Source organism: Caballeronia sp. LjRoot29, from assembly GCF_964252755.1.
In the GTDB taxonomy this organism is placed as follows: domain Bacteria; phylum Pseudomonadota; class Gammaproteobacteria; order Burkholderiales; family Burkholderiaceae; genus Caballeronia.
In genome coordinates this window covers 1-26,678 of record NZ_CAXUPU020000053.1, presented here as the reverse complement: position 1 = coordinate 26,678, position 26,678 = coordinate 1, and the positions used below count along the sequence as shown (strand labels likewise).

Annotated in this window: 17 protein-coding genes and 3 pseudogenes; 10 read left to right on the top strand and 10 right to left on the bottom strand. The window is 55.6% G+C overall.

The genetic code is table 11. The annotated features are described in order from the left end of the window. Nucleotides 1-113 precede the first annotated feature (113 nt). The 7 genes and pseudogenes from ACSQ83_RS33755 to ACSQ83_RS33725 all read right to left on the bottom strand — a co-directional run. Nucleotides 114-374 (bottom strand): annotated as a pseudogene (locus ACSQ83_RS33755) (polysaccharide biosynthesis protein); the annotation flags it as partial. 198 nt (nucleotides 375-572) lie between these two features. Then, nucleotides 573-1,632, bottom strand: a pseudogene (locus ACSQ83_RS33750) (IS5 family transposase); the annotation flags it as partial. 526 nt (nucleotides 1,633-2,158) lie between these two features. Beyond that, nucleotides 2,159-3,249: pseudogene (locus ACSQ83_RS33745) on the bottom strand (IS630 family transposase). Between the two features lie 445 nt (nucleotides 3,250-3,694). Continuing rightward, on the bottom strand, nucleotides 3,695-5,566 hold the full coding sequence (locus tag ACSQ83_RS33740; protein ID WP_436231094.1) for a polysaccharide biosynthesis protein: 1,872 nt from the start codon (nucleotides 5,564-5,566) through the stop codon (nucleotides 3,695-3,697). After that, complete coding sequence (locus tag ACSQ83_RS33735; protein WP_436231093.1) at nucleotides 5,556-6,377, bottom strand: glycosyl transferase; 822 nt, start codon at nucleotides 6,375-6,377, stop codon at nucleotides 5,556-5,558. Before ACSQ83_RS33735 ends, ACSQ83_RS33740 begins: the two co-directional genes overlap by 11 nt. Nucleotides 6,378-6,568: 191 nt before the next feature. Further along, nucleotides 6,569-7,513, bottom strand: a complete 945-nt coding sequence (locus ACSQ83_RS33730; RefSeq protein ID WP_436231092.1) for a UDP-glucose 4-epimerase family protein — start codon at nucleotides 7,511-7,513, stop codon at nucleotides 6,569-6,571. 19 nt (nucleotides 7,514-7,532) lie between these two features. After that, nucleotides 7,533-8,717 (bottom strand): glycosyltransferase family 4 protein, encoded by a 1,185-nt coding sequence (locus ACSQ83_RS33725; RefSeq protein ID WP_436231091.1) that lies wholly within the window; start codon nucleotides 8,715-8,717, stop codon nucleotides 7,533-7,535. 543 nt (nucleotides 8,718-9,260) lie between these two features. Between ACSQ83_RS33725 and ACSQ83_RS33720 the strand changes: the two genes are divergently transcribed. Both ACSQ83_RS33720 and ACSQ83_RS33715 read left to right on the top strand, forming a co-directional pair. Beyond that, nucleotides 9,261-10,712 (top strand): mannose-1-phosphate guanylyltransferase/mannose-6-phosphate isomerase, encoded by a 1,452-nt coding sequence (locus tag ACSQ83_RS33720; RefSeq protein ID WP_436231090.1) that lies wholly within the window; start codon nucleotides 9,261-9,263, stop codon nucleotides 10,710-10,712. A gap of 143 nt (nucleotides 10,713-10,855) precedes the next feature. Beyond that, nucleotides 10,856-11,962, top strand: coding sequence for a glycosyltransferase family 4 protein (locus ACSQ83_RS33715; protein ID WP_436231089.1), 1,107 nt, complete (start codon nucleotides 10,856-10,858; stop codon nucleotides 11,960-11,962). Nucleotides 11,963-12,050: 88 nt separating this feature from the next. On the opposite strand, the gene ACSQ83_RS33710 is transcribed toward ACSQ83_RS33715, so the two are convergent. Then, a complete protein-coding gene (locus ACSQ83_RS33710; protein WP_436231088.1) occupies nucleotides 12,051-13,055 on the bottom strand; it encodes a glycosyltransferase family 2 protein in 1,005 nt (334 codons plus the stop codon). Then, nucleotides 13,052-13,597, bottom strand: coding sequence for a GtrA family protein (locus ACSQ83_RS33705; protein WP_436231087.1), 546 nt, complete (start codon nucleotides 13,595-13,597; stop codon nucleotides 13,052-13,054). The genes ACSQ83_RS33710 and ACSQ83_RS33705 overlap by 4 nt, the downstream gene beginning before the upstream one ends. A gap of 169 nt (nucleotides 13,598-13,766) precedes the next feature. On the opposite strand from ACSQ83_RS33705, the gene ACSQ83_RS33700 reads away from it, so the two are divergent. The 7 genes from ACSQ83_RS33700 (at nucleotide 13,767) to rfbA (ending at nucleotide 21,558) form a co-directional block, all read left to right on the top strand. Further along, the gene (locus ACSQ83_RS33700) at nucleotides 13,767-15,845 is read left to right on the top strand and encodes a DUF6311 domain-containing protein (RefSeq protein WP_436231086.1); all 2,079 of its coding nucleotides are present in this window, start codon (nucleotides 13,767-13,769) and stop codon (nucleotides 15,843-15,845) included. A 254-nt stretch (nucleotides 15,846-16,099) separates the two neighbouring features. After that, the gene (locus ACSQ83_RS33695; protein ID WP_436231085.1) at nucleotides 16,100-17,197 is read left to right on the top strand and encodes a DegT/DnrJ/EryC1/StrS family aminotransferase; all 1,098 of its coding nucleotides are present in this window, start codon (nucleotides 16,100-16,102) and stop codon (nucleotides 17,195-17,197) included. Between the two features lie 8 nt (nucleotides 17,198-17,205). Next, nucleotides 17,206-18,138 (top strand): glycosyltransferase family 2 protein, encoded by a 933-nt coding sequence (locus ACSQ83_RS33690; RefSeq protein WP_436231084.1) that lies wholly within the window; start codon nucleotides 17,206-17,208, stop codon nucleotides 18,136-18,138. Continuing rightward, nucleotides 18,131-19,099 carry a WxcM-like domain-containing protein gene (locus tag ACSQ83_RS33685; protein WP_436231083.1) on the top strand — a complete coding sequence of 323 codons (969 nt, stop codon included), beginning with the start codon at nucleotides 18,131-18,133 and terminating at the stop codon, nucleotides 19,097-19,099. The genes ACSQ83_RS33690 and ACSQ83_RS33685 overlap by 8 nt, the downstream gene beginning before the upstream one ends. Continuing rightward, nucleotides 19,096-19,503: a GtrA family protein gene (locus ACSQ83_RS33680; RefSeq protein ID WP_436231082.1), complete on the top strand. Its 408-nt coding sequence runs from the start codon at nucleotides 19,096-19,098 to the stop codon at nucleotides 19,501-19,503. Before ACSQ83_RS33685 ends, ACSQ83_RS33680 begins: the two co-directional genes overlap by 4 nt. A gap of 103 nt (nucleotides 19,504-19,606) precedes the next feature. After that, nucleotides 19,607-20,668 carry a dTDP-glucose 4,6-dehydratase gene (gene rfbB / locus ACSQ83_RS33675; protein ID WP_436231081.1) on the top strand — a complete coding sequence of 354 codons (1,062 nt, stop codon included), beginning with the start codon at nucleotides 19,607-19,609 and terminating at the stop codon, nucleotides 20,666-20,668. Next, on the top strand, nucleotides 20,665-21,558 hold the full coding sequence (gene rfbA / locus ACSQ83_RS33670) for a glucose-1-phosphate thymidylyltransferase RfbA (protein ID WP_436231080.1): 894 nt from the start codon (nucleotides 20,665-20,667) through the stop codon (nucleotides 21,556-21,558). Before rfbB ends, rfbA begins: the two co-directional genes overlap by 4 nt. Nucleotides 21,559-21,748: 190 nt before the next feature. Here the strand turns inward: rfbA and ACSQ83_RS33665 are convergent, their stop codons facing one another. After that, nucleotides 21,749-24,244: a hypothetical protein gene (locus ACSQ83_RS33665; protein ID WP_436231079.1), complete on the bottom strand. Its 2,496-nt coding sequence runs from the start codon at nucleotides 24,242-24,244 to the stop codon at nucleotides 21,749-21,751. 770 nt (nucleotides 24,245-25,014) lie between these two features. Here ACSQ83_RS33665 and ACSQ83_RS33660 point away from each other — a divergent pair. Continuing rightward, on the top strand, nucleotides 25,015-26,364 hold the full coding sequence (locus tag ACSQ83_RS33660) for a hypothetical protein (protein WP_436231078.1): 1,350 nt from the start codon (nucleotides 25,015-25,017) through the stop codon (nucleotides 26,362-26,364). The last annotated feature ends 314 nt before the right edge of the window (nucleotides 26,365-26,678 follow it).

Here is a 26,678-nt window from a genome sequence, read left to right as displayed (position 1 = left end):
CATGGCCGCTATAGTCGCGGGTTCCGCGTGCATCGCTGCAACGGCAGACAAACGGGGCGAATTCAGCCGTTTCGAACTGACTGGACGCTCGTCAACACAGTCGGCATAGACGTCTAATATTCCGGCACCCATCGACGCAGGTTGCGCCTGACTTCGTCGTCAGCAAGCACGCGATGCTGCATTAGCCGCTGCAGCAATTCATCGAGGAAGTGATTCGGGACGCAGTTCGCCTGCGCGATCCACAGTTTCGAATGGGGCGTACGCGAAGTTGTTTTATCATCAGCCAGCAACTCTTCGTACAGCTTCTCGCCCGGCCGCATGCCCGTGAATACGATCCTGATCTGCTCTTCCGAGAATCAGTACAGGCGAATTAGTTTAGTCGGTCTGCAAAATTTAGTTGTATGAGGAGCGGAGCCGGTGGCGCAGTCTGTCGGCGAGGGGAAGCTGGTCCGTCGAAGGCGATCGCAATGCGGGAGTAATGGATGCGGCGTGACATTGACGAGCCAATGCAGCGACGCGAGGATAAAAGATATAGGCTTCCGGTCTAGGCGGACAACTGCGCGCTGTAATCACCGCAAGTTATAGCCGGCAGCACACCGCACCGCGTGTAGCGCATCGCCGGTTTGCCCCTGAGCCAGCAACGCCGCACGCCGTGGTCGCGTTTCACATAGCCGATGATCGCTTCGATTGCCTGGCGTCGCGTGAGCCAGCGTCGCGGTGTTCGAGTTAGTGTCTTTTGTTCTCCTCGATGAATCAGGTGTACTGATGATACTTCGGCATCGACACCGCAAAACCTGAGATCGACCAAGACGGTCTTCGGCTGCGCTGCACCGGGCACATCCTGCAGCTGAATGGAACTCTGTTCGTGTTGTTCGGCGAGCGTATGGCCATCGTAAGGGTTGCCGGGGAACGCTCGCGCACCGAGAATCAATCCTTGCTTCTCCGCAATCGCGAGACTGACCTTGACGCCGAACTCGTACGGCTGTCGAGCTTTGCCTTTGCCGATGCATTCGACGTCCGGGGCGTGTAGCGTGTAGCGTGTAGCGCTTGCCCTTATCCTTGGGCCGCTGTCGGCTAACGCGCTAAGCGCTCTCAAGCCAGACGCGCAACTGAGCCTGTCGTTCACGCGTGGCGCCCGTCAATTTGCGCTCGATGTCGCGCAGCAACCGTCCCAGCACGGTACGCTGGCGTTTGAGCACCTGTCGCAGGCGCTTGAACTGTTTGGCGCGCATAGCCACCAGCTCGACGACGCAGGCTTTTTCCTTCGCGTTCGTACGTCTGCTCCAGTGTCAGCCCGGCGCGTTTCGTCAACTGCGCGAGTCGGGCCCGTGCCACCTCAAGCAGGCGCCTGTCGGGCGGATACGCCATCGCCTTCTCCTGGACCATGGTGGTATCGACAATCACGCGCTCGAATTCGACCGGAGTAACCGCCTTCCTCTGCGCCGCGGCCGCGATCGTCATCGCCAGCAACGCTTCGACCAACGCTTGACGAAACCGTATTAGGTTGGTCGGGTCGCACAGCAGACGCGGCTGGAAATAGTCGCCGCCGCAGAAGTACTGGAAATACACGCTCTCGGCCCACCGCTCGCAGACCGACTCGTCGCTTTCGTCGTATGCGTGTTTCAGATACAGCGTAAGCGGTCCGTGAAGGTGTTCTGCGACAGCCGACATCCGTAATTTCGTGCCCTTCGGGGCATTTTTTTGTGAAATATTCACTACTGCCACGGACATTGCGCCGCGAAGTTGCACTATATCGGTCGCCGCTTCTCCAATGCTTCTTATCCGAGCGCACGTCCGCCTATGAGAGCGCAACCGGTTCGACTGAATTGGCCCAGCCAAACAGTGCACGTGTACGGTAGTTCCCCTTTTTTGTATGTTCGGTTGTCGTTGTTTGAATAATGATAAGCATAACAAAATCATTTATCACCGTCGTTCACGATGATTTTCTTGAAGGCAATCTTCATTGAGATTGACGGCTGCGCGGCCATCCAACGAGCGAGAGTCAGCTGTCCAGCCAGAAACATGTTAGATAAATGGTGCGAATCCGGGAAGGCTTTCGTCCGCACGCATACAGTGACGAGCACGCTAGCGTGATGCTAGTCGCCCGTGAGTTCTTCACAATGTGATGGGGTGCAAACTTTAGTTACGACGCGATGCACTAGTGTGCTGTTCCGCAGATTCTCGTACAAAGTCTTTGTAGCTTTGCGAGGATGGAGTCAGCGGAAGCGGTCCATGTAAAAGGTTTGCAATTCTCGTTGTAGTGGGACACGAATTGATCGATACGCTTAATCAGTTGCTTGACCGAGCCGAACGAACCGCGACGTATGGCCTTGCCGATGATCAACGCGAAGAAGCGTTCCACCTGGTTAAGCCACGAACTATAAGTGGGGATGAAATGCATGTGCCACCGAGGCCGCGCAGCCAGCCATGCCTTGACCTTGGGATGATTGTGGGCATTGTAGTTGTCGACGATGCAATGCACGTCGAGACCTTCGGGCACCGCCTTGTCAATCTCGCGCAGGAACGACAGAAACTCCTGGTGCCGGTGACGCGGCTTGCAGGTGGCCAGTACCGCGCAGTTGAGCACATTCAGGGCCGCAAACAGCGTGGTGGTGCCGTGACGGACATAGTCATGCGTGACGCCCCAACGTAACCGAAGCCCATCGGCAGCATGGGCTGCGTGCGTTCAAGCGCTTGGCATTGGCTTTTCTCGTCTACGCACAGCACCAGCGCGTTCTCTGGAGGGCTCAGGTACAGGCCGACCACGTCGCGCAGTTTCTCGATGAAGAACGGATCGGTCGACAGTTTGAAGCTTTCGCTGCGGTGCGGCTGGAGGCCCAGCAGTTTGAAGTATCGATGGACGCTGGTCGCAGAGATTGTCGTCTCCGCGGCAATTGTGCGTACGCTCCAATGCGTGGAGCCGTCGGCAGGCTTGGTATGCAACGTCTTGTGGATCAACTCGGCCACCCGCTCGTCATCGATCGTTCGAGGCTTGCCGGGCCGCACTTCGTCGTACAGACCGTTGATGCGCTGTGCAAGGAACCGGGCGCGCCATTTACCCACCGTGGCGCGCGTGAGTTGCAAGCGCTGCGCAATCTCGCTATTTGGCTCGCCAGCGGCCGCAGCCAGAACAATGCGTGCCCGTGTAACCAGCGCAGCCGGAATCGAGCGCGAGCGCGCCATCGAAGCAAGTTGCGATTGTTCGGCTTCGCTCAACGTCAACTCCACCTTCGGTCGTCCCATTGGCATGTTGGTATCTCCAGTTCCGTTGATACCAACATCCTACGCAAACATAGTTCAGTTAACAACGGAACAGCACGCTAGACATCGGCTAACTATTGACGTGCAGGTCAGGAAAAACATTGCAAATGACGCTCACCGTATAGTGCGCCACCTTAGAGTTGACGACGTTAAACGCTAACCGCACGCTCTTCGGGACAGGGACTTTGTAGTGCGCAATAGCGATCGCTCAAGAAATTAGGACTGCGTGGCAAAAGAAGTTGCAGCCCTATTATCGGTTCGAGCTGTTCTGCCCAATTAGCTCGGAGCACGTCGACAGCGCGCAAGCCGATTCAAAAACTCGTTGCGCATCTGACTCCGAGAGAGGATGTGACTATTACCACAGACCGCTAACGTCACAGATGTCACCAATCCTTCTGTTCGCCTCGCTGAGGCGCCAGACAAACGGGCTAACTCAGCCGCTTCGCGCCGACTGAACGCTTGCCAACACTGTCGGCATAGATGTCTGATATTCCGGCACCCATCGACGCAGGTCGCGCCTGACTTCGTCGTCAGCCAGCACGCGATGCTGCATCAGCCACGGCAGCAATTCATCGAGGAAGTGATTCGGCACCTCGCGCGCCTGCGCAATCCGCAGTTTCGGATGCGGTGTGCGAGTGGTCGTTTCATCGTCGGCGAGTAACTCCTCGTACAGCTTCTCTCCCGGGCGCAAGCCCGTAAACACGATCCGGATTTGCTCCTCAGAAAAACCGTACAAACGAATCAGATCGCGCGCCAGATCCACAATACGTACCGGCTGGCCCATATCCAAAATGAAAATCTCTCCGCCGCGGCCCATACTTGACGCCTGCAAAACCAGCTGTGCCGCTTCGGGGATCGTCATGAAAAAGCGCGTGATCTCCGGATGCGTGACCGTAACCGGGCCGCCTTTCGCAATCTGCTGCTGGAACTTGGGGATTACACTGCCCGCGCTGCCCAGCACATTGCCGAATCGCACCGTCTCAAACTGCGTGTGCGGAGCGGTCTGCTGCAACGCCTGACAGGCCATCTCGGCTAGCCGCTTGCTCGCGCCCATCACGTTGGTCGGGTTGACAGCTTTATCGGTGGAGATCAGCACGAAATGGCTGACCTGATGACGAATCGCCGCGCGTGCTACGCGCAACGTACCCAGCACGTTGTTGCGCACCGCTGCCCATGCGTTCTGCTCTTCCATCAACGGCACATGCTTGTACGCGGCCGCATGAAACACGATATGCGGCGCGAAGCGCGACATGGCCTGATCGAGTAGCAGTGAATCCTTCGCATCGCCGATTACAGGGATCACCGACAGATCCGGAAAGCGCTCATGCAGTTCTTCGATGAGCAGATACATCGCGTATTCGCTCAGGTCGTAGGCGATGAGTTGAGCGGGCGAGAAGCGCAGAATCTGCCGGCACAATTCCGAACCAATCGAGCCGCCTGCGCCCGTGACCATCACCACGCGTCCATGCAGCAATGCCTCGACGTGCGGCATGTCGATCTTCACCGGCTCCCGGCCGAGCAAGTCTTCCAAGTCAATCTGACGAACTCGCGAGAGAAATGCCTGACCCTGCGTAAGCACGGTGAGCGCGGGGAGAACCATCGCCTTGACGCCGGCGCGAACGCACATGGTTGCCACGCGTCGTTGCGCATCCACCGACGCCGACGGGATCGCGATGATCGCCGTATCGGCCTTGAGTTGGTCTGCCCAGAGCGGCAATTCGCTGATCGAACCCAGGACCTTATGGCCGAGGATTTCACGACCGCGTTTCGCAGGGTCATCGTCGAGAAGACCGACCAAGCGCCATTCACTCGAACGCGCCAGTTCGCGCACGAGATTCGCGCCCGCAGTACCCGCGCCGAGCACGATCACCGGCTTGCCTTGACCGATCAAACCGCCGTATCGATAAAACTCCTTGATCGCACGGTAAAGCGCTCGCGATCCGCCTGTTCCCATGAACAGCAGCAGCGGCGACACAATCAGCACAGAGCGAGGAATGATGGGAGAAGGTTGCAGCATGGCCGCGCCTATCATTACGATCAGCCCGCCACTGGCGACCGCCTTGGAAATGCGCATGAGGTCAGGCAGGCTTGCAAACACCCACATGCCGCGATACAACCCGAAAATCCGAAACATCAACCCATATATCACGACGACCCAAACCAGCGCGTTGATGCCGCCGTGCCAGAAATCGTCGGGGACCGAGCCATTGAAGCGCAGCGCATAGGCAGCGAGCCACGCCATGGCAACAGCTACGAGGTCGAAACCGAATGCTGCAATCGAAAGCAACGAAGGCTTAATTCGCATCGTTATCGTTACCTTGAGTGAGGATGAATTGCCGCCAACGGCGGTCGATCTGCCGGCCGACCAAGGCCAGCACAACGTACCAAGCCCCGAACAAGGTCCATTGGACCGTGGGCGGCACGCGAAGTGCTAGAAGCGCAACGCAACCGCTCCCCAACATGAGCAAGTAATACGCCATAGCCACGCGGACGTGGCTTTCAGTCAGTCTCACCAAACGCTGATAATAATGCTCGCGATGCGCGAGCCATACTTTCTCGCCCCGCGCAAGACGACGCGCCAAGGTTACGGTGGCATCGGCGACGAAAGGCGCAAAGACAAGCGCGGGGAACCAGATCGGCCAGACGCCGTGCTGCCAACCCCAGAAGCCCAGCACCCCCGCCAGAAACCCTAGCGGAATAGAACCTGCGTCGCCGAGGAATATCTTGGCCGGATGATGGTTAAAAATCAAGAAGCCAAATCCCGCGCCGGCTATCGCAGCAGCCGCCACCGCCAAGGTTGGCTGCAAGACAAGCGCCGCAACAGTGTAAAAGCCGAAACCGAACACGGCCATGCCGCCTGCAAGGCCGTCAGAACCGTCCATGAAATTGTAAAGATTGACGACCCAGACGAGCGCCACCACGGCGAGCAGGGCAAACCACCAGGTAACGCTCACTGAGCTCCACGCGATGGCCGCGGCCACCATGATCAGGTGCGCCACGAAGCGTACACGGGCCGGCAGACCCCGCCGGTCATCGATTTGGGACACGATGGCCAGCAGCATTGCCCCGAGCGCAATCCAGCCAAAGGATGGTACGCACAGCGCGACGGCGAGCATCGTAGCTGGTATCACACCCCACCCGCCCACACGCGGCACCGGACGCACATGCAGCGACCGGTGGTTTGGGACATCAACTGCTATGTCCCAGGCCCAGCCCGTACGCAACAGCAAGAGCAAGATGCCCACACTCACCACGCATGCGATTCCAGCCGCGAAGAATACGAGCATGGATATTGGCGTCAGCGATATCACCCACGCGCCTCCCGAAAGGCACGCACCGTCCGGGCCAGACTATCGGCCACGGTTGTGGGCGGGGTCCATCCGAGATCAATCCGCAGGCGCGTGCTGTCCATGCGCAGCGGACTTGTCAGCCGGTCGACCTGGGCCGTGCGCCCCGTCAGCGCGCCCACCGCACGCAACCATGAAACGGGTACGGGCAGCAACCGTGCGGGTTTATTAAAGGCTTTGGCTAACGCCCGAATCATCTGCGCGACGCTGAGATCGTCGCCATCGGTGACGTGAAACACGCCGTTCGTCAGCTCGGAGCGCGTTGCCAAGAGACGGATGGCATCGGCAAGATTGCCCACATAGACCATGCTGCGACGCGCATCAACAGCCCCGAGCGGCAAAGGAATACCACGCTCCACCGCTCGCATCAGTTGTTCAAAGTTAGCCCGTACGCCCGGACCGTAGACCAGCGGTGGGCGCACCACCACAATCTCAACACCCTGCTCTCGTCCGAAGCCCGCAAGCCTCCGTTCAGCCTCGAGCTTCGTGATCCCGTAAGGATCTGCGGGGGCTGGCGGATCATCTTCGCGCCACGGCCGGCCCGGCTCCGCCTCGCCCAACGCCTTGATGCTGCTGATATAAACCAGTCGCTTCACGCCCGCGCGCAATGCCGCGCGCGCCACGTTCAGCGAGCCTTCCACATTGACCGTGCGATATTCGCCAAGAGGATCACGGGCATTGTCCTTCATCACATGGACCCGCGCGGCAAGATGAATGAGTACGTCGGCAGCGGGCAAAGGGGTGAGACTTGCGAAGTTATCGTCGGCGATCACTTGTTCGTGCACGCGTGGCCCACAGCCGCCCGGCCGGCGTACGAGCGCGGTCACCTCGTGACCCGCATCGCAGAGTGCTGCGCAGGTCGCGCGCCCCACAAAACCGTTGGCCCCGGTGACGATTACTCGCATGACAGCGATCTCCGCAGCATCATGCCGACAATCCGCGATACACCGCGCACGTCTGGGCGACCGTCGACTCCCAGGTCAGATCGGCGGCGCGCAGCAAACCCTTGGCGATGAGTTCGTCGCGCAAAGTCGGATCGCCGAGCAGGCGCTCCATGCCAGCCGCGATGTCATCGATTGAATACGGATCCACCTCCCACGTTGCCCCTGCTGACACTTCCGGCAACGAAGTCAGGTTCGATGTCAGCACAGGCACCCCGCTCGCCATGGCTTCGGCGACGGGCAAACCAAATCCCTCGAATAACGACGGATAGGCAAATAATGCCGCTGATGCATATAGCTTCAGTAGATTTTCCCGTGGCACGTATCCGGGCACTACGGCTTGGCCATCACGCGCCAGCGGTTCAATCACGCGCATCAGCGCGGAATTCTTCCATCCATCCGCGCCGATCAGCACGAGCGGAAAAGCGCTGCGCATCTCCGCGGGCAGCCGTGCAAACGCTTCGACCAGCCGTTGCAGGTTTTTGCGGGGCTGCAGTGTGCAAACGGACAGCACGAAGCCGCGATACTTCAAGCCGAGATCAGCGAGCGCCTCGGCGCACGATTCCGCTGAATAAGGCTGAAATGCCGCTTCCACGCCCAAATGAATGGTGACGACCTTCGACTCAGGTACGCCGTAAATATCGACGATATCGTTCTTCGTGTGATGACTGTCGGCAACCACAACTTGCGCTTGCCGCAGCGTCTTCGGTATCTCGCGGTCGAGATATTCCACAGCAACTCGCGGATGAAATTCCGGATGCCGCCTGTGCGACAGATCGTGAATGGTCACTACCATCGGACCTTTATAGCGCGACGCCACGAAGTTGGTCTCATGGTAGATATAGCCTTTCCGGGCGAACTCCGCGCGCACTTCACGCGACTTGACCGCCCGTACGATCGTCCTGCCGCGATACAGCCCTGGAACGCTGCGGGCCTTCTGCAGCACCTTCGCCGCGATACCGTCGGTGAACTGCACGCCCTTGCGCAACGCGACGTCCTGGTTGATCAGCGCAAGCAGACGCTCGCCTTCGAAACGCTCCGCGCCCACCCAGCCCGCCAGCGCCTGCACATCCGGCTCATCGCGCAACCCTTCCAGCAGATGCTGCGTGTAATAGCCGACGCCGCTCCTAGGTGGACGAAGTGAGTTGAGATCGAAGAGCAGTTTCATGCGTTAGCGTTTAGTTGGTGTAGTGAACAAACAAAAAGCAAAACGAAGTTCTCGATGGCGAAATAGCGCGTCATCGACCTTGCATTCGAATATGGTCCGGCTCTTACCGCCGGGATGAAGCTGCTTTAGCGAAAGCCGCAGTAGACATGGCCTTAACGGACACGTGCTCGCCCCGCTCATGTCCGTCAAACGGAAAACTCCTCAGTCCCGATGACATGGACGCACACGATATATCTATCCTATTTTCCTGATCGATTGGACAGATTTTCCTGCTGAAGCTGCTGTCTGTGCAGCGGCAAGGCGTGCTTTACGAACCTCGGCCGCAGCCACGGAATTTAACACATCGCCCCTTTTCAAAGCTTGTGCAGCAAGCGACAGAAGCGACCTCTAGACGATAACAAAACCCTCGTCTCGAGGCGAGCCGCGGCGGGTTCGTTTGCTGCAACATCGGTAACGAGATGTTCCGAAACAGGGTACCCGCGTCTCGAAATCCGCTAAAATCGCGGCTTCGCTGCCCAAATTCAGTCATTTTCGAGCCGTTCAATGAACATCATTCCCGTCATTATTTGTGGGGGCGCGGGCACCCGCCTGTGGCCGGTGTCCCGCGAAGCCTTCCCTAAGCCGCTGTTGAAACTGGCCGATGGGCAGAGCTTGCTGCAAAAGACATTTTTACGCGCGTCGCATGTGGCGAATGTCGACGAAGTGGTCATCGTTACGAATCGCGAGACGTATTTCCTGACGAAAGACGAGTGCGTCGAAGCCGACTCCAACATCAGCCAGCTTGGCTTCATCCTGGAACCGTCTGCGCGCAATACCGCGGCGGCTATCGCCGTGGCGGCGGAAGTCGTGCGCCAGCAGCATGGCGCTGACGCGATCATGCTCGTGATGCCCGCCGACCATCTCGTGGAAGACGAAGTCGCTTTCGGCGTTGCTGTCCAGCACGCCGCGCGTGCGGCGCAGGAAGGCCGGATTATCACGTTCGGCATTCGGCCGACCAAGCCGGAAACGGGCTACGGTTACATCGAATTCGAAAGCAAGCCGCTGCCGGGCGCGGATGCCGTGCATAAAGTCGTGCGCTTCGTTGAAAAGCCGCAGCTGTCAGTGGCCGAAGAACTCGTGGCCGGCGGCCGGCATTTGTGGAACGGAGGCATGTTCTGCTTCACCGCCGAGACCATGCTTGCGGAACTCGGGAAGTACGCGCCGACCGTCCTGGAGCCGGCTATTGCCGCTGTTATCGATGCAAAGCGCAGTACCTCGAAGGATGGTTACACCGTCGAACTCGATGGCGCGCAATTCGCTCGTGCTGAAGACATTTCCATCGACTATGCCGTGATGGAGCGCTCGGACAACGTCAATGTGGTGCCGTGCGAGATGGGCTGGAGCGACATTGGTTCGTGGCTGTCCATCAGCGAACTGACCGCACCCGACGCGCGTGGTAACCGCATTCATGGTGAAGCCGAGCTGTACGAGGTCGACAACTGCTTTATCCGCAGCGAAGACGGCCGAATGATTGGTGCCGTGGGCGTGCAGGACCTGATCGTGGTGGATACCGCCGACGCGCTGCTGATTGCCACGCGTGAGCGCGCGCAGGACGTGAAGCAGATCGTCGCCAAGCTCAAGAAGGTCAATCACGATGCGTACCGGTTGCACCGGACCGTACATCGTCCGTGGGGCACGTACACGGTGCTCGAGGAAGGCGATCGCTTCAAGATGAAGCGCATTGTGGTGAAGCCGAACGCGCAGCTTTCGTTGCAGATGCACCATCATCGCAGCGAGCACTGGATCGTGGTCAGCGGTTGCGCAGACATTGTCAACGGCGAGCAGGTCATCTCGCTTCAGCCGAACGAGTCCACCTACATTCCCGCGGGACACAAGCACCGTCTCATCAACCCGGGCGTGATGGATCTTGTGTTGATCGAAGTGCAATGTGGCGAGTATCTCGGCGAGGACGATATTGTTCGCTTCGAAGACGTTTATGGGCGCGTGCCGGCCTGATTGTCTTTTGCGCGATTGGGTTAGCCGCTGCTGCTTGACACACCCAAAAGCGGCGGTGCTTGGTTAATGCTGGCTTCGCGACAGCGGCGTCGCTCGCTTCGTCGCGACCAGGCGACTCCCGCCCAGCACCATCAACAGGATCTATGCGCGTTTTACATTTCTATAAAACTTATAAGCCCGACACTATGGGCGGCGTTCAGGAACTGATCAGCCAGATCTGCTCCGGCGCGGCCCTCCGTGGTGTGACGAGTGAAGTGCTCACGGTGAGCCACGACACAAGCACCGTGGACTTCGAGGACCATGTGCATCATCGCGCGAAGATGGACCTGGAAATTGCGTCGTCGGGCTTTTCGCTTTCGGCGTTTGGGCGGTTCCGCGAACACGCCGAACACGCCGATCTAATTCACTACCATTTCCCATGGCCGTTTGCCGACGTCGTGCATTTCGCAACGCGCATGCATAAACCGTCTGTCGTGACGTATCACTCGGATATCGTGCGGCAGAAAGTGTTGCTCCAGTTCTATAAGCCGCTGCGCAACCGGTTTCTCGCAAGCGTCGACAAGATCGTGGCAACGTCGCCCAATTATCTGGCGACGAGCGAGGTGTTGCAGCGATATCGCGATAAGGTCGAAGTGATTCCGATCGGGCTGGACGAGGGGTCGTACGCCACGCCCACGGCGGAAAAGTTACGGTACTGGCGCGAGCGCGCCGGGCCGAAGTTTTTTCTGTTTGTGGGGAATCTCCGGTATTACAAGGGTCTGCATATCCTGCTCGATGCGCTTCAAGGGACGGAATTCCGGGCGGTGATCATTGGTTCGGGGCCGGTCGAACGGGAGCTGCGGGCGCAAGCCGAACGGTTGAAATTAAGCAACGTGGATTTTGTCGGGCCGGTCGGGGACGACGACAAGATCGCCCTGCTCACGCTCTGTCACGCACTGACGTTTCCATCGCATTTGCGGTCCGAGGCGTTCGGGATCTCGTTGCTGGAAGCGGCGATGTTCGGAAAAGCAATGATATCGACAGAGATCGGCACCGGTACTTCGTATGTGAACGTGGATGGAGAGACGGGGCTGGTGGTGCCGGCTAGTGATCCGGGGGCTTTGAAAGAGGCGATGGAGAAGTTGTGGAACGACGAGGAGCTTGCCCGTACGCTCGGGAAAGCCGCCGAATCGCGCTTCCAATCTCTGTTCACCGCCGACCGGATGGTCGATAAGTACGTCGACCTGTATCGCCGGCTTACTGGCAAATAGCAAAGTCTGGCGGCAACAGAAAGGGCTCGATCATTTGAGCGCCCGCGCGCCCTATCCTGCGTCGTGAAGGATCATCACACAACAGGATTTAGTCTGGTTCGATCGCTTGCGCCGGGCTGTGCGTTTGTTCGGAAACCTGAGCGCGAGAGCCCTCCCTGTCACGCACAGAATCCTGCCGCACGATGTACAAGGGGCGGCCCTTCTGCTCATCGTACATACGGCCTACGTAGATCGCGAGCACCCCGACTGCCAGTAAGATGACTGCGCTAAACGCGGTCTGGGAGATGATCACTGTTGTGAATCCACTCAGCGACGCGCCCAGCAGATAACGTAGGAGCGTCTCAGCGCAAAGGACCACGCTCACTAGCGACATCACCAATCCAGCGATGGCGATAAACGTCAGCGGCAGCGACGAAAACGCCAGGAGATTGCTAATCGAATAGCGAATCAGTCCATACGTTGACCATGTCGACTCGCCGGCAACGCGGGGTTGAACATCGAATAGAACATCGACCTGGCGAAATCCGACCCATGCCACCAGGCCGCGAAAGAAACGATCTCGTTCGCGGCATTGCTTGATCGCCTCGACGACCTGGCGGTCGATCAACTTATAGTCACTTGCGCCACGAAAATCGACGCCGGTTGCGCGCGAAAATAGTCGATAGAACAGCTTCGATGCAAAGCCGTATGCCGCACTCTCTTCACCGCGATCACGTTTTTTGGCATTGACGACATCTGCGCCCTTGCACCACGCTTCGATCATTTCCGGCATGAGCGACGGAGGATGCTGCAAGTCGGCGTCGATGAACAGAACAGCATCACCTTTTGCGTGCTCGAGCCCGGCTTCCAGCGCCGCTTCCTTGCCGAAGTTGCGTGCGAAGTTGATACACCGCAGCTGGGTGTACTGGGCCTGAAGCGTATTCATGACCGCGGCGGTCGCATCTTTCGACCCGTCATTGACGACGATAATTTCCACCGCGTCACAGTGCGGGCTCGCCTGTGCCAGCAGCGTCGCGACCGCAGTCGGAAGATTTTCGGCTTCGTTGTACGCGGGAACGACGATGGAAAGAAAAGGACGAGCGTGAATTTTCATGAGATGTGAGTTTGGCTTTTCGACAGACCGCTAAACAGCGCCTTCATCAATACAAAATTGATGCATACCATGACTGCCTCCGTGAGGACCTTTGCCAGGACCAGATGAGGCTGAACAATGCGCAGCATGAACCAGATGACGAATGGCGAAAGAACAATGCCCGCAACCATGATGCATATGTAGCCCACTACCTGAACCGACGACGAACGCCCTGCGGAGCGCTCAGTTCCCGGCTGCGCGAACGAAAAATACTTGTGACCGAAGAATCCGGCTGCGGCTCCTATTGTCCGGCTGAAGGCTTGGGCAACCTCAGGAGTAAATCCGGCCTGTTTGACCAACAGTAGAAAGCAGCAAAGATCGACAAGGAAAGTCCCGCCGCCAACGGCGACGTATCGCAGAAACATCCGTACAACATGGTTACCTAGAATATTTCTGACTAGCTGCATTGGATCCCTGGTCAGCCAGCATTGGCCGGCGATTTGATATTGCCGTAATTGTAAAGCATGGCGCGCTGCCCCTTGCTCGCGGCACAGTTTGCGCAACAGGAGTGCCGCGGGTACAGTGGCGTGCTTTTCCCGCAGATATTTTCCCGCAGATAAGCTGCGATATTTTGGCCCGGGCTTTGGCCCTGGCCGGCTGAAGCTTAGCCCCTACGCAAAACTTACCGAAGTTATGGAAAGACAAAACCTACAGAACAGATCTAGTCGCGCCATGGTTGATTTCGGTATTCCCGCGATCATTGGAATCTTGTTCTTCTGGGCATTTACCGGAGGGAGAATTGCGATCCCGACAAACCTTGATTGGATTCTGGTTTCGAACGGGGATCCGGTTCAACATTACGTCGGTTGGAATTTCTTTCGCGCCGCGCCGTTTTTTCAGTGGCCATTTGGCCGCAGTTGGGCCTATGGGGAAACACTTAGTAGTTCGATAGTGTTCACCGACTCCATTCCACTGTTTGCCTTTCTGTTCAAGCCATTCAGCAGTCTTCTTCCGGCCCAGTTTCAATATTTTGGCCTCTGGATACTGAGCTGCTTCATTCTGCAAGCGGTCTTCGCCTGGCAGTTGGTCAGTCGTTTTACGCGCGACAACCTGCATCGTGTGTTCGCGACCGGTCTCTTTGTCCTCTCGCCGCCCATGCTGTGGCGGCTTTCCGGGCATGAAGCCCTTATTGGCCACTGGCTGATTCTCGCGGCGCTTTGCGTATTCATGCATGACCGGCGCAAGATCACATTGTGGACAGCTCTGCTTTGCGTGGCGTCGCTGATCCATGCGTATCTCACTGCGATGGTGATCGCCATCTGGCTAACCGATGTAATTCGCCGCTTCGCTCTCAAAACTGCGTCAGCGCGACAGCTAGCCATCGAGGTAGCGGTAGCCATCATCTGTCTTGGTGCGGTGATGACCTTCGCAGGCTATTTCATTTCGACCGGTGTCAGCGCGGGGGGATTCGGCTATTTTCGCATGAATCTGTTGGCGCTCTTCGATCCCTCGACGATCTGGTCATCGTTCTATTCCGATCCTTATCGAAACGGGGACTATGAAGGCTTCGCGTATCTTGGTGCCGGGGTTTTGCTGTTGGCGGTCATTACGCTGGTCATTCTGGCTGTACGACGCAGACCGGTCGACATCAATCGTCGGGTGGTCGCCCCGCTTGCGATCCTGGCCGTGCTGCTGATGGTGTATGCCCTTTCCGATCATGTTGCGCTCGGACCGTACGAGTTGTTCCATTATCGGCTGCCGGGTCTGGTACACAAGGTATCGTCGACGTTTCGCGTCTCGGGCCGCTTTGGCTGGCCTGTTGTCTATATGATCGAACTCGCGATCTTCGCGGTTCTTTTCTCTCAGACCAGAACCGACAAACACGCCGTTTCGTTCGTTCTTTTTGCCATCCTGGTGCTTCAGGCTTACGACATGACGAAGGCGTCCAACGTACTTCAGGCAGGTTGGAACCGGCCGTATTCGTCGCAGCTTAAAGCGGGATTCTGGGACGAAGCCGCCAAGAAATACAAACACATTGCTCTTATTTACCCCACGGAAGATACGCAAGATGTTGGTTCGATTTTGCTGTACGCATCCCAACACCACATTCCGATTAACGGCGGAAGCATCGCGCGCATCGATCCAGTAAAGCTGGCCGCGCTTCAGGATGAGATGAGGCAGACAGTCGCGAAAAGCAGCTACCGGAGTGACACGCTTTATATTGTTCTTCGCGACGGATTGTGGCCCGAAGTACTCGACGCATACACGGGCGGACTGAAAAGCGTAGTCGATGGATACCGTGTGATTGCACCAGGCTGGGACGGATGCACGTCCGCATGCGACGCCGAGTCCCTGGTGCGGAGCTTGAACTCGCCGTTTCCCGAGACCATCGAATTGGGGTTGAGCGGTAAACCGGATGAGGTGATATTGAACAACTGGTCATTCTCCGAACCTACTGGCCGTTGGACCGACGGGAAGGACGTGAGCTTGCGTTTATACGTTGGTAAGGCCGAATCGAATTCCCTGCTGCTCACTTTCTATCTCAATCCATACGTCACGGCGGCCCATCCGAAGCAGGTGGCCAATGTCACGGTGAACGATGCTTCCGCGGCAACCTGGACGTTCTCGGACGGGTCCCCCGTGGCTGAACAGATTCGCGTTCCCGCTGAGGCAATTAAAGCAGGAAATGGGCAGATCGTAGTGAACTTCCATTTCCCCGAGGCGATATCGCCGCAGCAGCTTGGTAACGGCAGCGATGACCGAAAACTAGCGGTATTCATGCGCAAGGTGGAGATCGTGGAGGTCAAGTAAGGTGGGCCGGGAGCAACACGACTCCCGGAGAACCGCCTGACTTATCCAGATGCACGTTGTTCAATTTGCCATTCGATGTAGTCTCAACCTCCTTTCGAACTCGGTTGATCTGACATGTGCAGGGTGTCGAGACCTACTGGTAATCCATTAGATCTGACGTTCACGGCAACCTGCCACGGGTTCGCGATAAAATGCGCAATACCATTCGCTCCGCCAAATGGGGCGGCCCTGAAACTTCCCGATGGGACTCGTTAATGCAACAACTGAATAATCTCTCGGCCAGGATCGCTGTCTACCAGGAAAGCATCAAGGCCGCCGTTGACCGCGTCATCGCGAGCGGTTGGTTGGTGTTGGGTCCCGAGGTCAAGCGATTTGAGCAACAATTCGCGGCTTACCTGGGTGCGCGCCATTGTGTGGGTGTCGCAAACGGGACTGAGGCTATTGAGCTTGCCCTGAAAGCGCTGGGCATAGATTCGGGCGATCGGGTCGCCACGGTTGCGAACGCGGGTGCCTATACGACCACCGCCCTGCTTGCGATTGGTGCTGAGCCCCACTACATCGATGTAGATATCGATACTCATGTCACAACCCTCGCGGACGTTCGCGTTGCAATAGAAGCCGGCGTCAAGGCCGTAGTGGTCACTCATCTCTATGGGCTGGCGATTCCTGAGATCGCCGAGATTGCCGCCCTTTGTGCCGCTCGCAACGTCCCTTTGATCGAAGATTGTGCTCAAGCGCATGGCGCTGCAGTCGGCGGGAAGCGAGTGGGTTCATTTGGCGACATATCAAGCTTCAGCTTTTATCCGACCAAGAATCTCGGCGCATTGGGCGACGGCGGCGCCGTGGTCACAAATAAAGACGAGCTCGCTGACAAAGTTCTGGCTTTGCGTCAGTATGGCTGGGCATCGAAGTACACCGTCAAGGTCGCCGGCGGTCGCAATAGCCGCCTCGATGAAATGCAGGCCGCCATTCTTTCTGAGTTCCTTCCTGGTCTCGACGAAGCAAATGGTCGGCGGCGAGAAATCGCGGCTTACTACAGCTCACAGATCAAACATGCGGGCATCGCGCTACCGAAAGAAGGCGCTTTCAACTATGTTGCCCATCTCTATGTGGTCCGCACCGCCCACCGAGATGCGCTGCGCGAGCATTTGCGGACATTGAACATTGCCTCTGATGTGCATTACCCAATTCCCGATTACCGGCAACCCGTCTTCGGAGAGCGTTTCTCCGGCGTTCAGCTTGCCAATACGGACCGGTTGGCGCAGGAAATTCTGACGCTTCCGTGCTATCCGGAAATGACCGACGCCGAGGTCAGCGGTGTCGTTGCTGCCGTGAACGGTTGGCGCGCATGAAATTCTCAGTGGTCATCCCGGTCTACAAGAACGAGGCTTCGGTCCCCCGCCTGGTCGAGGCTTTAGGCTCGATGAGCAAGGAATTGAAGGGAGAAATGGAAGCGGTGCTCGTGGTGGATGGCAGCCCCGACCGTTCATTCGAATTGCTAAGGAACGCGTCCGCTACGCTAGATTTCCCGGTGCAGATTCTCGTGCATTCGCGCAACTTCGGCTCGTTTCCCGCGATACGCACGGGGCTTGCTGCGGCAAGGGGCGAATACTTTGGCGTGATGGCGGCGGATCTCCAGGAGCCTCCGGAACTCATGATTGCGTTCTTCAGCGCGCTCGCCGCAGACGAGTGCGACGTGGTTATCGGGACTCGCGACAGCCGAAAAGATCCTCTGCATACCCGCCTGGCTTCGGGCGTATTCTGGAATCTTTACCGTCGACTCGTGGTTCACGATATGCCCGAAGGCGGGGTTGACGTATTCGGCTGCAACCGGGTTTTCCGGGACCAACTGCTTAAACTTGAGGAATCGCGTTCTTCACTCATTGCGCTTATTTTCTGGCTGGGTTTTCGGCGCAAGTTGTGCGGCTACGAGCGGCAACAGAGGCAAGAAGGGGTATCAGCATGGACGCTTCGTAAGAAAATCGATTACATGATGGACAGCATCTTTGCCTTTACCGACTACCCAATTCGGCTTTTGATACGGCTTGGGGCGACCGGCTCCTTCGTTTCCATCCTGCTGGGTTTGATGATTCTGGTAGCCCGCATTGCGGGCGTCATAACCTTGCCTGGATATGCCGCAACCATGGTAGTCGTGCTGATGCTGGGCGCCCTCAATTTGTTGGGGCTAGGGCTAGTCGGAACATACGCGTGGCGTGCTTACGAGAACAGCAAACAACGTCCACTTGCCATTGTGTCCATGAAATTGCAGAACGACGGAGCTACGAATGTCTAATTCCGCCTTCATTCACGATACCGCTGATGTTAAATCGCTCTCCATAGGTGATGGAACGCGGGTCTGGCAGTACGTGGTGGTACTCCCTGGTGCAAAAATCGGTAGCGACGTGAACCTCTGCTCCCATTGTCTCGTGGAAAATGACGTCGTTATCGGCGACAGAGTAACCGTAAAGTCAGGCGTTTACCTTTGGGATGGGATTCACATAGCGGATGACGTGTTTATTGGACCCAACGTTACCTTTACGAACGACAAGTTTCCGAGATCGAAGATGTATCCGGACACATTCGCTCAAACGCGGATCGAGAAAGGCGCGTCGATTGGCGGAGGTGCGGTGCTGCTTCCGGGAATCACCATCGGAACGGGCGCCATGGTGGGCGCGGGCGCGGTTGTAACCAAATCGGTGCCTCCCTACGCAATCGTCATGGGGTCGCCCGCTCGCGTGGCCGGCTTTGTGGGCGATGGGGCCGATCCCGCTACTGTTAGCTCAAGCACGCGTTCCGACTTGCCAGCTGATCCAGAGACGTCATCACGCGTTGGCGTTGGCGTTGGCGACGTTACCTTGCACCGATTCAAGCGTTTCAGCGATGCTCGTGGCGATCTGTCCGTTGGCGAGTTTTTGCAAGACGTCCCGTTTCAACCCAAGCGGTATTTTCTTGTATTCAACGTGCCGGAAGAGAAGAAACGAGGTGAACACGCTCATCTCAGATGTCATCAGTTTCTTATCTGCGTTAAGGGCAGTTGCACGGCGGTCGTCGATGACAGCATTTCGCGTAAGGAAATATCGCTTGATTCTCCGGAAATAGGGCTTTATCTTCCTCCTATGACCTGGGGCACTCAATACAAGTACTCGCGCGACGCGGTGCTGCTTGTATTCACATCCGATTATTATGACGCCAGCGACTATATTGGCGAGTACGCGGAATTCGTAAAAATCGCCCGCAACCAGGAAAACGTGTGATATCGGAATTTTTCCAAAATAAAGCGCACCGGTGGGTGCGCTTCCTGATTGGCGGCTTTTCGAATACAGCTTTCACGTACGTTGTTTATTTAGGCCTCAGCAGAATCATTCACTATCAGATCGCATATTTCATTGCTTATTGCAGTGGAATTATTTTTGCGTACTGGTTTAATGCGACCTTCGTATTCAAGGTGCCACTGTCGTGGAAAGGCGCTTTCTCGTATCCGTTCGTGTATCTGGTGCAGTACGGTGCATCCGCTTTGTTGCTGGGCTTACTAGTCAAGAATGCTCATCTGAGTTCCGTATACGCACCGCTGTTTGTAACGGCGTGCATGCTGCCGCTAACCTACGTGATGAGCAAAATAATACTTGAGACGACCAATCGTCTGAAAAATAACGGTTAAGGTAAGGTGCGCCTGCTGATGCATTTTTGGACGCACAACAGAGCTTAGGTAATTAGCGCCAAATCAACGCTCAAGCTATCCGGTGAATTGAGGAGTGGAATCTATGTTGTTAGTCACGGGCGCGGCCGGCTTTATCGGCGCCAATTTCGTACTAGATTGGCTGGCAGCGTCGGCCGAGCCGGTTATTAATTTGGACGCGCTCACCTACGCAGGCAACCGCGAAAGCCTTGTCTCGCTGCAAGGTGATAGCAGGCATATTTTTGTAAAGGGCGACATTAACGACCGTCCTTTGCTGAGCCAACTCTACGCCACATATAAGCCTCGGGCTGTGGTTCACTTTGCTGCCGAAAGTCACGTGGATCGATCAATTCACGGCCCCGGCGCATTCATCACCACCAATGTCAACGGGACTTTCAGCCTCCTTGAAGAAGCTCGATTATTCTGGAACAAACTAGACGACGCGGAAAAATCGGATTTTCGTTTTCTTCACGTTTCTACTGACGAAGTTTATGGATCGCTCGCTCCGGAGGATCCGCCTTTCGCGGAAACAAAGGCGTTTGAACCAAACAGTCCATACTCCGCAAGCAAAGCGGCAAGCGACCACCTGGTGAGAGCTTGGCACCACACCTTTGGTATGCCAGTTCTCACAACCAATTGCTCGAACAACTACGGTCCTTTCCAATTCCCAGAGAAACTTGTTCCGCTTGTTGTAGTAAATGCACTTGCGGGAAAGCCTTTGCCAATTTATGGCGACGGAGCGAACGTCAGGGACTGGCTCTTCGTAGGTGATCATTGCAGCGCTATACGTTCGGTTCTCGAGAAAGGTCGCGTCGGAGAGACCTATAACGTGGGCGGCTGGAACGAGATGTCGAATATCGACGTGGTTCGCACGATCTGCCGGCTACTGGATGAACTCGCACCCGACAGCGACGGTCCTTACGAACGACTAATCAGTTTTGTGAAAGATCGGCCGGGCCATGATCGCCGGTACGCTATCGACGCGCGCAAGATCGAGTCGGAGCTCGGATGGAGGCCTTCGGAAACGTTCGCAACTGGCATCCGCAAGACGATTGAGTGGTATCTCAAACATAAGCAGTGGGTCTTGCATGTCCAGAGCGGCGCTTACCGCGAATGGATTGATCGTAACTACGAGGTGGGCCAATGAACCGCAAAGGCATTATTCTCGCCGGAGGATCAGGAACCCGGCTGCATCCAGCAACACTGGCTGTATCGAAGCAGTTGCTGCCGGTGTACGACAAGCCGATGATTTATTATCCCTTGTCTACTCTCATGCTCGCGGGGATAAAAGAAATTCTGATTATCTCCACGCCGCGAGATACTCCGCGTTTTGAAGAATTGCTTGGGGACGGCAGTCAGTGGGGGATTCGCCTTTCGTACGCAATTCAGCCGTCACCGGATGGACTGGCCCAAGCTTTTATTATTGGTGAGCGCTTTCTGGATGGCGCCCCTAATGCCCTGATTCTGGGTGATAACATATTCTTCGGTCACAACTTGAGGGTGATTTTTCAGGACGCTGATCAGCGTAAAAACGCAGCGAGTGTTTTCGCTTATCGCGTGAATGATCCCGAAAGATACGGCGTCGTTCAATTCGACGTCGACGGAAAAGCAATTAGCATTGAAGAAAAGCCGACACAACCGCGATCACGCTATGCGGTCACCGGACTCTATTTCTACGACGGTGATGTAGTCGAAGTCGCTAAAACGGTCAAACCCTCAGCGCGCGGGGAGCTTGAGATTACCGACATTAACCGCCACTACCTCGGGCAGGATCGACTCGCGGTACAAGTATTAGGGCGCGGTTTTGCATGGCTGGATACGGGCACACACGACTCAATGCTTGAGGCGTCCCATTTCATTTCAACTATCGAGCATCGACAAGGCTTCAAGATTTCCTGCCCTGAAGAAATCGCCTGGCGTCAGCGGTGGATCTGCACTTCGCAACTCGAAGCGCTCGCTAAGCCTCTGGCGAAGTCCGGGTATGGTAAGTACCTTATAAGCCTAATTGATGACGGCGGGTTTAGTTCAGGCTGGTAGCCAAGGCGCAACAAGCTGCTCTATGCAACGAGGGCTGGCTAGTCGGCGATTTGGATGTCTGTAATCGCCCCATGCTAGCGCCCTTTCTCCCTGCGACCGCAACGCCCAATGGTGTAGCGTATGGCATGCAGTCGAATCGTTCACAGGCCAGCATAAATTGACCCTCAGCTTTTGCAGTAAGGGGCGAAAGTCATTCTGCCACCTTGAACCGGAAAAAATAAAGGGCCAGATCCCTTTGGTCCTGCGGGCTTGGCTTGGCAGTCTGGTTAAAAGTAATGGTTACAACTACCGGACCGTCTGCATCTTTATCTGACAATGTAAACGGGACGTTTAGTTGTTCGGGTTTTGCGGGCGCAGTCAAAATCTTGCTTGACGCGCTTTGGCCGTTGATCGAAATCGCGACGTCGAGGCGGGAGTGAGAGTCGTTGAAAAAAGGGATAGCTTCGGCCACAAATGTTCCCGCTTTTGTTCCGATAGGAAGTCTAAATGCTATCTCGGCAGACTTTCCGTCCGTCCAGGTGCCTTTTGTTTCTGTCGCTGAGAAACCGTATCGCAGCATCGGGCGAATTTCATCACTGTTGAATAACTGCCATTGATCGAGACGAATCATCGGGGCGCGATTTTTTGCGGCCTTTGTTAGTAGTTGTTGGCTGTCTGTCGGAGCAAGAATAATTTTTGAAAGCGCCATTGCTGTTTGGCCTTTCGGCGAAATAACATTTAAAAAGCGAATTTCATTTTGCCCGGCCTTGAGAAGAGAAGAAGATATTTCTGCCTCTAGAAACTGGCCATCAATAACGTTGATCGGCACTTCGTGATCGTTAATGGTTAGCTTGATTTGCGATAAAAAATCAGGTCTGAAACCGCCGAAAATCGCAGCTCGGAGAACGTAGGGCTTATTTAGTGGGGACAGCGGAAACATCAGGGAACTGTCCCGCGCCGTTGCCACGAAATAATTCACATGCTGAAATTGAGTATGGTCAAATATTCCATCAGACCAACCCTCGCCGCGACAAAAACCCGAATAGCCCCACATGGAGTCCGCTTCGCACTGGTAAATGTGCGGATCTCCCGTTGCGAACAGAGATTTGGCCTCGACAAACGTACCGAAGTCTTTCCACGAGGCTCTGTGTGACCGGTACGATGAGTCGAACGCCGGGCCAATAGTGATGACCTGGACTTCAGCTTCGGGATAGTCTGTCACTACTCCGTCAAAGCTGCGCACTATCCATTTTCCGTTTTTTAAAGAGCAAGCTGAATGCGGCAATGCCGACGTGCTTTGTCCGTACATGCACAGGATCGACAGACCGTCATCTTCCCGTCGCCTGACCGACGCGGCGTTAGCGACTTTGCTAAAATACATTCCGTTTAAATGCCCCCCTACTCCGCTTCGGTCGAATACGAGATGTACGCGCTTGGCCGGATCGGTTTTGTCTTCAAGCATCGACGTATAAGGCAACACAATGTTGGTGTAGTCACGGGTGTAACGATCGAATTGGTAAAGCTGTTGCACAAAACCCATGAAAATGAAGCCTGCGGCGACAACCGCGCCTACGGCGTTTTGGCGTTGAAAAATAAACGAGATAAAAGCAATGATTATCAGGCTGGCTCCGGGGGCCACCGCGATGAATGTCCGCTGATTAATCACCATGTGAGACTCAGCAACCATGAAAGGTAAATACCCAGCGATTAGCAGAATTAGACCCGCAATCAAAAACCGCGCAGTTCGCGCGAGTGATATCGCAGTTCGCGAACCTTCCGTAAGTAATATGAGACTTCCAACTAACGCTGCGCCTATGAACATTGCGTAACGATAGTGCGCAAATTGCTCCGTCAAAATCCACCAAGTGGACGCCCACGCGTCATAAAATATGCGGTATGCACCGGAATCCATCAAATAATGAAAATTGTGCGCAACGGCGTCTGCCATGCCACCGTTGGAGGCGCTTACCTGATACGAGCTCTTAAAAATAACGATGGCGTAGAACAGGTAGACGGAATTAATGAACGGGCCCGCTAACCATGCACCGATGATTAATTTACGTTGCAATAGCAGCCTAAACGATCGCCGAAAACCCTCGCGTGCTAAAATAGATAACGGCGTGAGACTATATAAGGAAATGACAGGCTCATAAATAAGAACGGCGACGCACGAAAAAATCACTGCAGATAACAAACTCGTCCAGCGCTTCCACGCTGTCTCCGCGTACAAGGCCTGGATGGTACATCCGCTGGAAAATACCATCATTCCGACTGCAAGTACAATATGTACCGTCCTGAATTCGAACTGCTGAGTATCCGCGGGAAACACGAAGCAAAGTACGCCGAACGCAGCCGCGTATGCCTTGTTACGGAACAAAAAATTTCCCAACGATGCCGCTCCAATCACGCGCAAGAGGCATGCAATCATTAACACTACGTGAAATCCAACGAACGAGTCGGGACTGATCAGGTTAGCGACGAAATGAGGAAGAGTTTGTAGTGGACGGGCTGCAAATTTATCAGACAGCAATTGGCCCGGAAATGAACTCCAGAATGCCGGATGCTTCTGGATCAGAGCGAGAACATCCCATTCTTCAAGCATCGCCCCCAATGAAAAGCCGAACTGATACCAGATAACCAATACCGTGAATATAGCCGGCATAACAGCCCACACTAAAAACGAATTTCTCTTAAATCCCACCTGCATTGGTCACCCTTTTGATATTCACAGCTCCGTTTGAACCTTTTGATGCAAACCACAAGGTGGAAACGGCTAATCGCTAATCCTTGCGGTGCTCGCTCTTGGCGCGCCGATGCCGGAGTTCGAGTAGATATCGTTTTCACCCGTTGAGAGACGTTGGAGTGTAACGCAATCCCCGGTGGTTGCCGACCCGTAGGCCTTCTGTAGCGACCGTCACACAGGTGCGGTGGCGGTCGTTAGCTGACCAAAATCGTGAAGATTTCCGCGTTACGTACACAGACGAGGTTTCAGGGGCTCGATCCGGCATGACACACCCTTTGTACGCCAGCAAATAATTTCCAGCCGCTCCTGAGCAGTGAGTACGGTACGGCACTCCTACCTGAACCTTCAGCTTTCCGCAGAGGTCCGGACGGTTCCGGAACCACATGAAATGCAACTGAATTTCTTTTGTCGCGCGCCGCTTACTATGGCCGACGCCCAGAACGAGAGTCTCCAAAATAAGTACGTCTGACCGCCTCGGGACAACGGTGATCAGCGACGACGTAACTCGAGAGCACGCAGTCGAGATCGAGACTTTGGTCCAAGCGAGACGAGTGGTCACAACTTTATGCGAGGCCTGGGGCAGTTCCGGGCAGCCTCCATACTCTATTGGTTACCACAATTTGAACTGTTCGACATTGCCCCCTAACAAGGCATGTATATAATGCCGTCACTAAAATTCTTGCGCTTCGATCAATATCCACTTGTGCGTCCGCAAACTTTGGAGTCTCCAGTCCGTGCCTTACAAGCGTTTGCTTTGTTTCGCCATGGTGCTCGCGATCGGATTCGCGACGGCATGCTACATCTACCAGGTCGGGCATCCCCCATGCTGTGATTCCCTTTCCTATACAGTAATGTCGAAAGTCTATGCCGACTCTGGCCTAGGGAACACGCCATTTTCGGAACTCCGGACGTACGGATATCCGGCATTTTTGGCGCTCTTCCAACATCTCTCGATCAATCTGGGCGTCAACTTCAACCTTTTGATTTTCGTTGCGCAGTTCTTGCTGTACATAGCGTTCGCAGCCCTGTTATCTCGGCTCGTCTATGTTGATGTGTCCCATAGGATCGGCGCTCTGCTCATGCTTGGTCTGACCTTAAATCTGTTGATTTACCCGAGCTTGAGCATTGTCCTCACGGATGGATTTTCGGTCATAGTGCTACTTGCCATGGTCGCGGTAGCGACGACCGTGCTTCTGCGCGGCGAGCACATGCGCTGGCGCGCTTTGGTGTTGCATTCCCTACTTATAGGATTGCTAGCCGGTTTTTCCACAATAGTGAGGCCCGCGAGTATCCATTTCCTTGGGTTCGTATTGCCTGCTCTGGCCTACATCAGTTTTAATCTAAGGAATGCTCGTGCTTTCAAAGTAACGACCATTTTTGTTTTATTTCTGGTGGGATTTCTAATATCCGTCGCACCGCAGGTCGCCCTCAACTGGCATACATTTCACAAGGCTACCTTCTTTCCTTCCGTAGACCTACAGCGAATTCAGTTGACATTCGGTCAACGATATCTGAAGTATGGGACATTCATGATTCAGGGCGAAGGGCACCCACTGCCATACATGAGTCCTTGGGCTTCTCTTGCCGACGGAACCAAAAGCTATTTTCTTGTACATCCCCGAGAAGGTATTCTGACGGCGTTTCTCCATATTTTCGGAGCGCTGGATTTCGACTATTTATTCACTTACATCTATGACACCACGGTATTTTACCGTCCCGTACTTTTCTTGTTTTCGCATACGGCGATCTTTTGGGGTTTGGGCGGATGGCTTATGATGCTTTCGGATTGGCGCTCTGATCGAAAAATACAAGACATCAGCAAGATACACCTTATCCGCGGTTTTTTTCTGCTCACAAGTGCTACGTACGCCTTGAGCTGGGCGGCAGTCTTTGCCCCGTCTGCAGTCGAAAATAGGTTTGCGCTCCCGATGTTTACGTTGCTGATGCCACTTGCCGTCTGGGCAATATGCGAGTTGTTTGCAAATCGAAGATTCTTTTGGGCGAAGATAGGGGGATTCAGCCTCTATCTTGCTTTGGCAGCCTGCATCTCGGTTTGGCTCGGGAGCCTAAAGGTCGTCCTATAGCAGTCGACTTATGTCGGTCCACCGCAGTAAAAGGCCGTCAGGATTTAGGGGTTTTCGGTGACGCAATGCCACCCTCGCACCGTGCAGCTCGCGCGCCGCGCTCGTCGTCGCGCCATGCCTTAGCGCGCTGGCCTCGGAGAGTACGGAAAGTGAGTCGACCGAAATCAGTGCTCTATGATTGGGCACCCCGAGTTACCAGGGCGCGAGACGGACAGCGCACTCGGCACGCGTGCCCCTCGGCATGCTGCGAAGGATGGCGTGGGCAACCTTACCGCACGGTCGCGCGAAGGCAATGCTTGCAACTCTCTGATGAC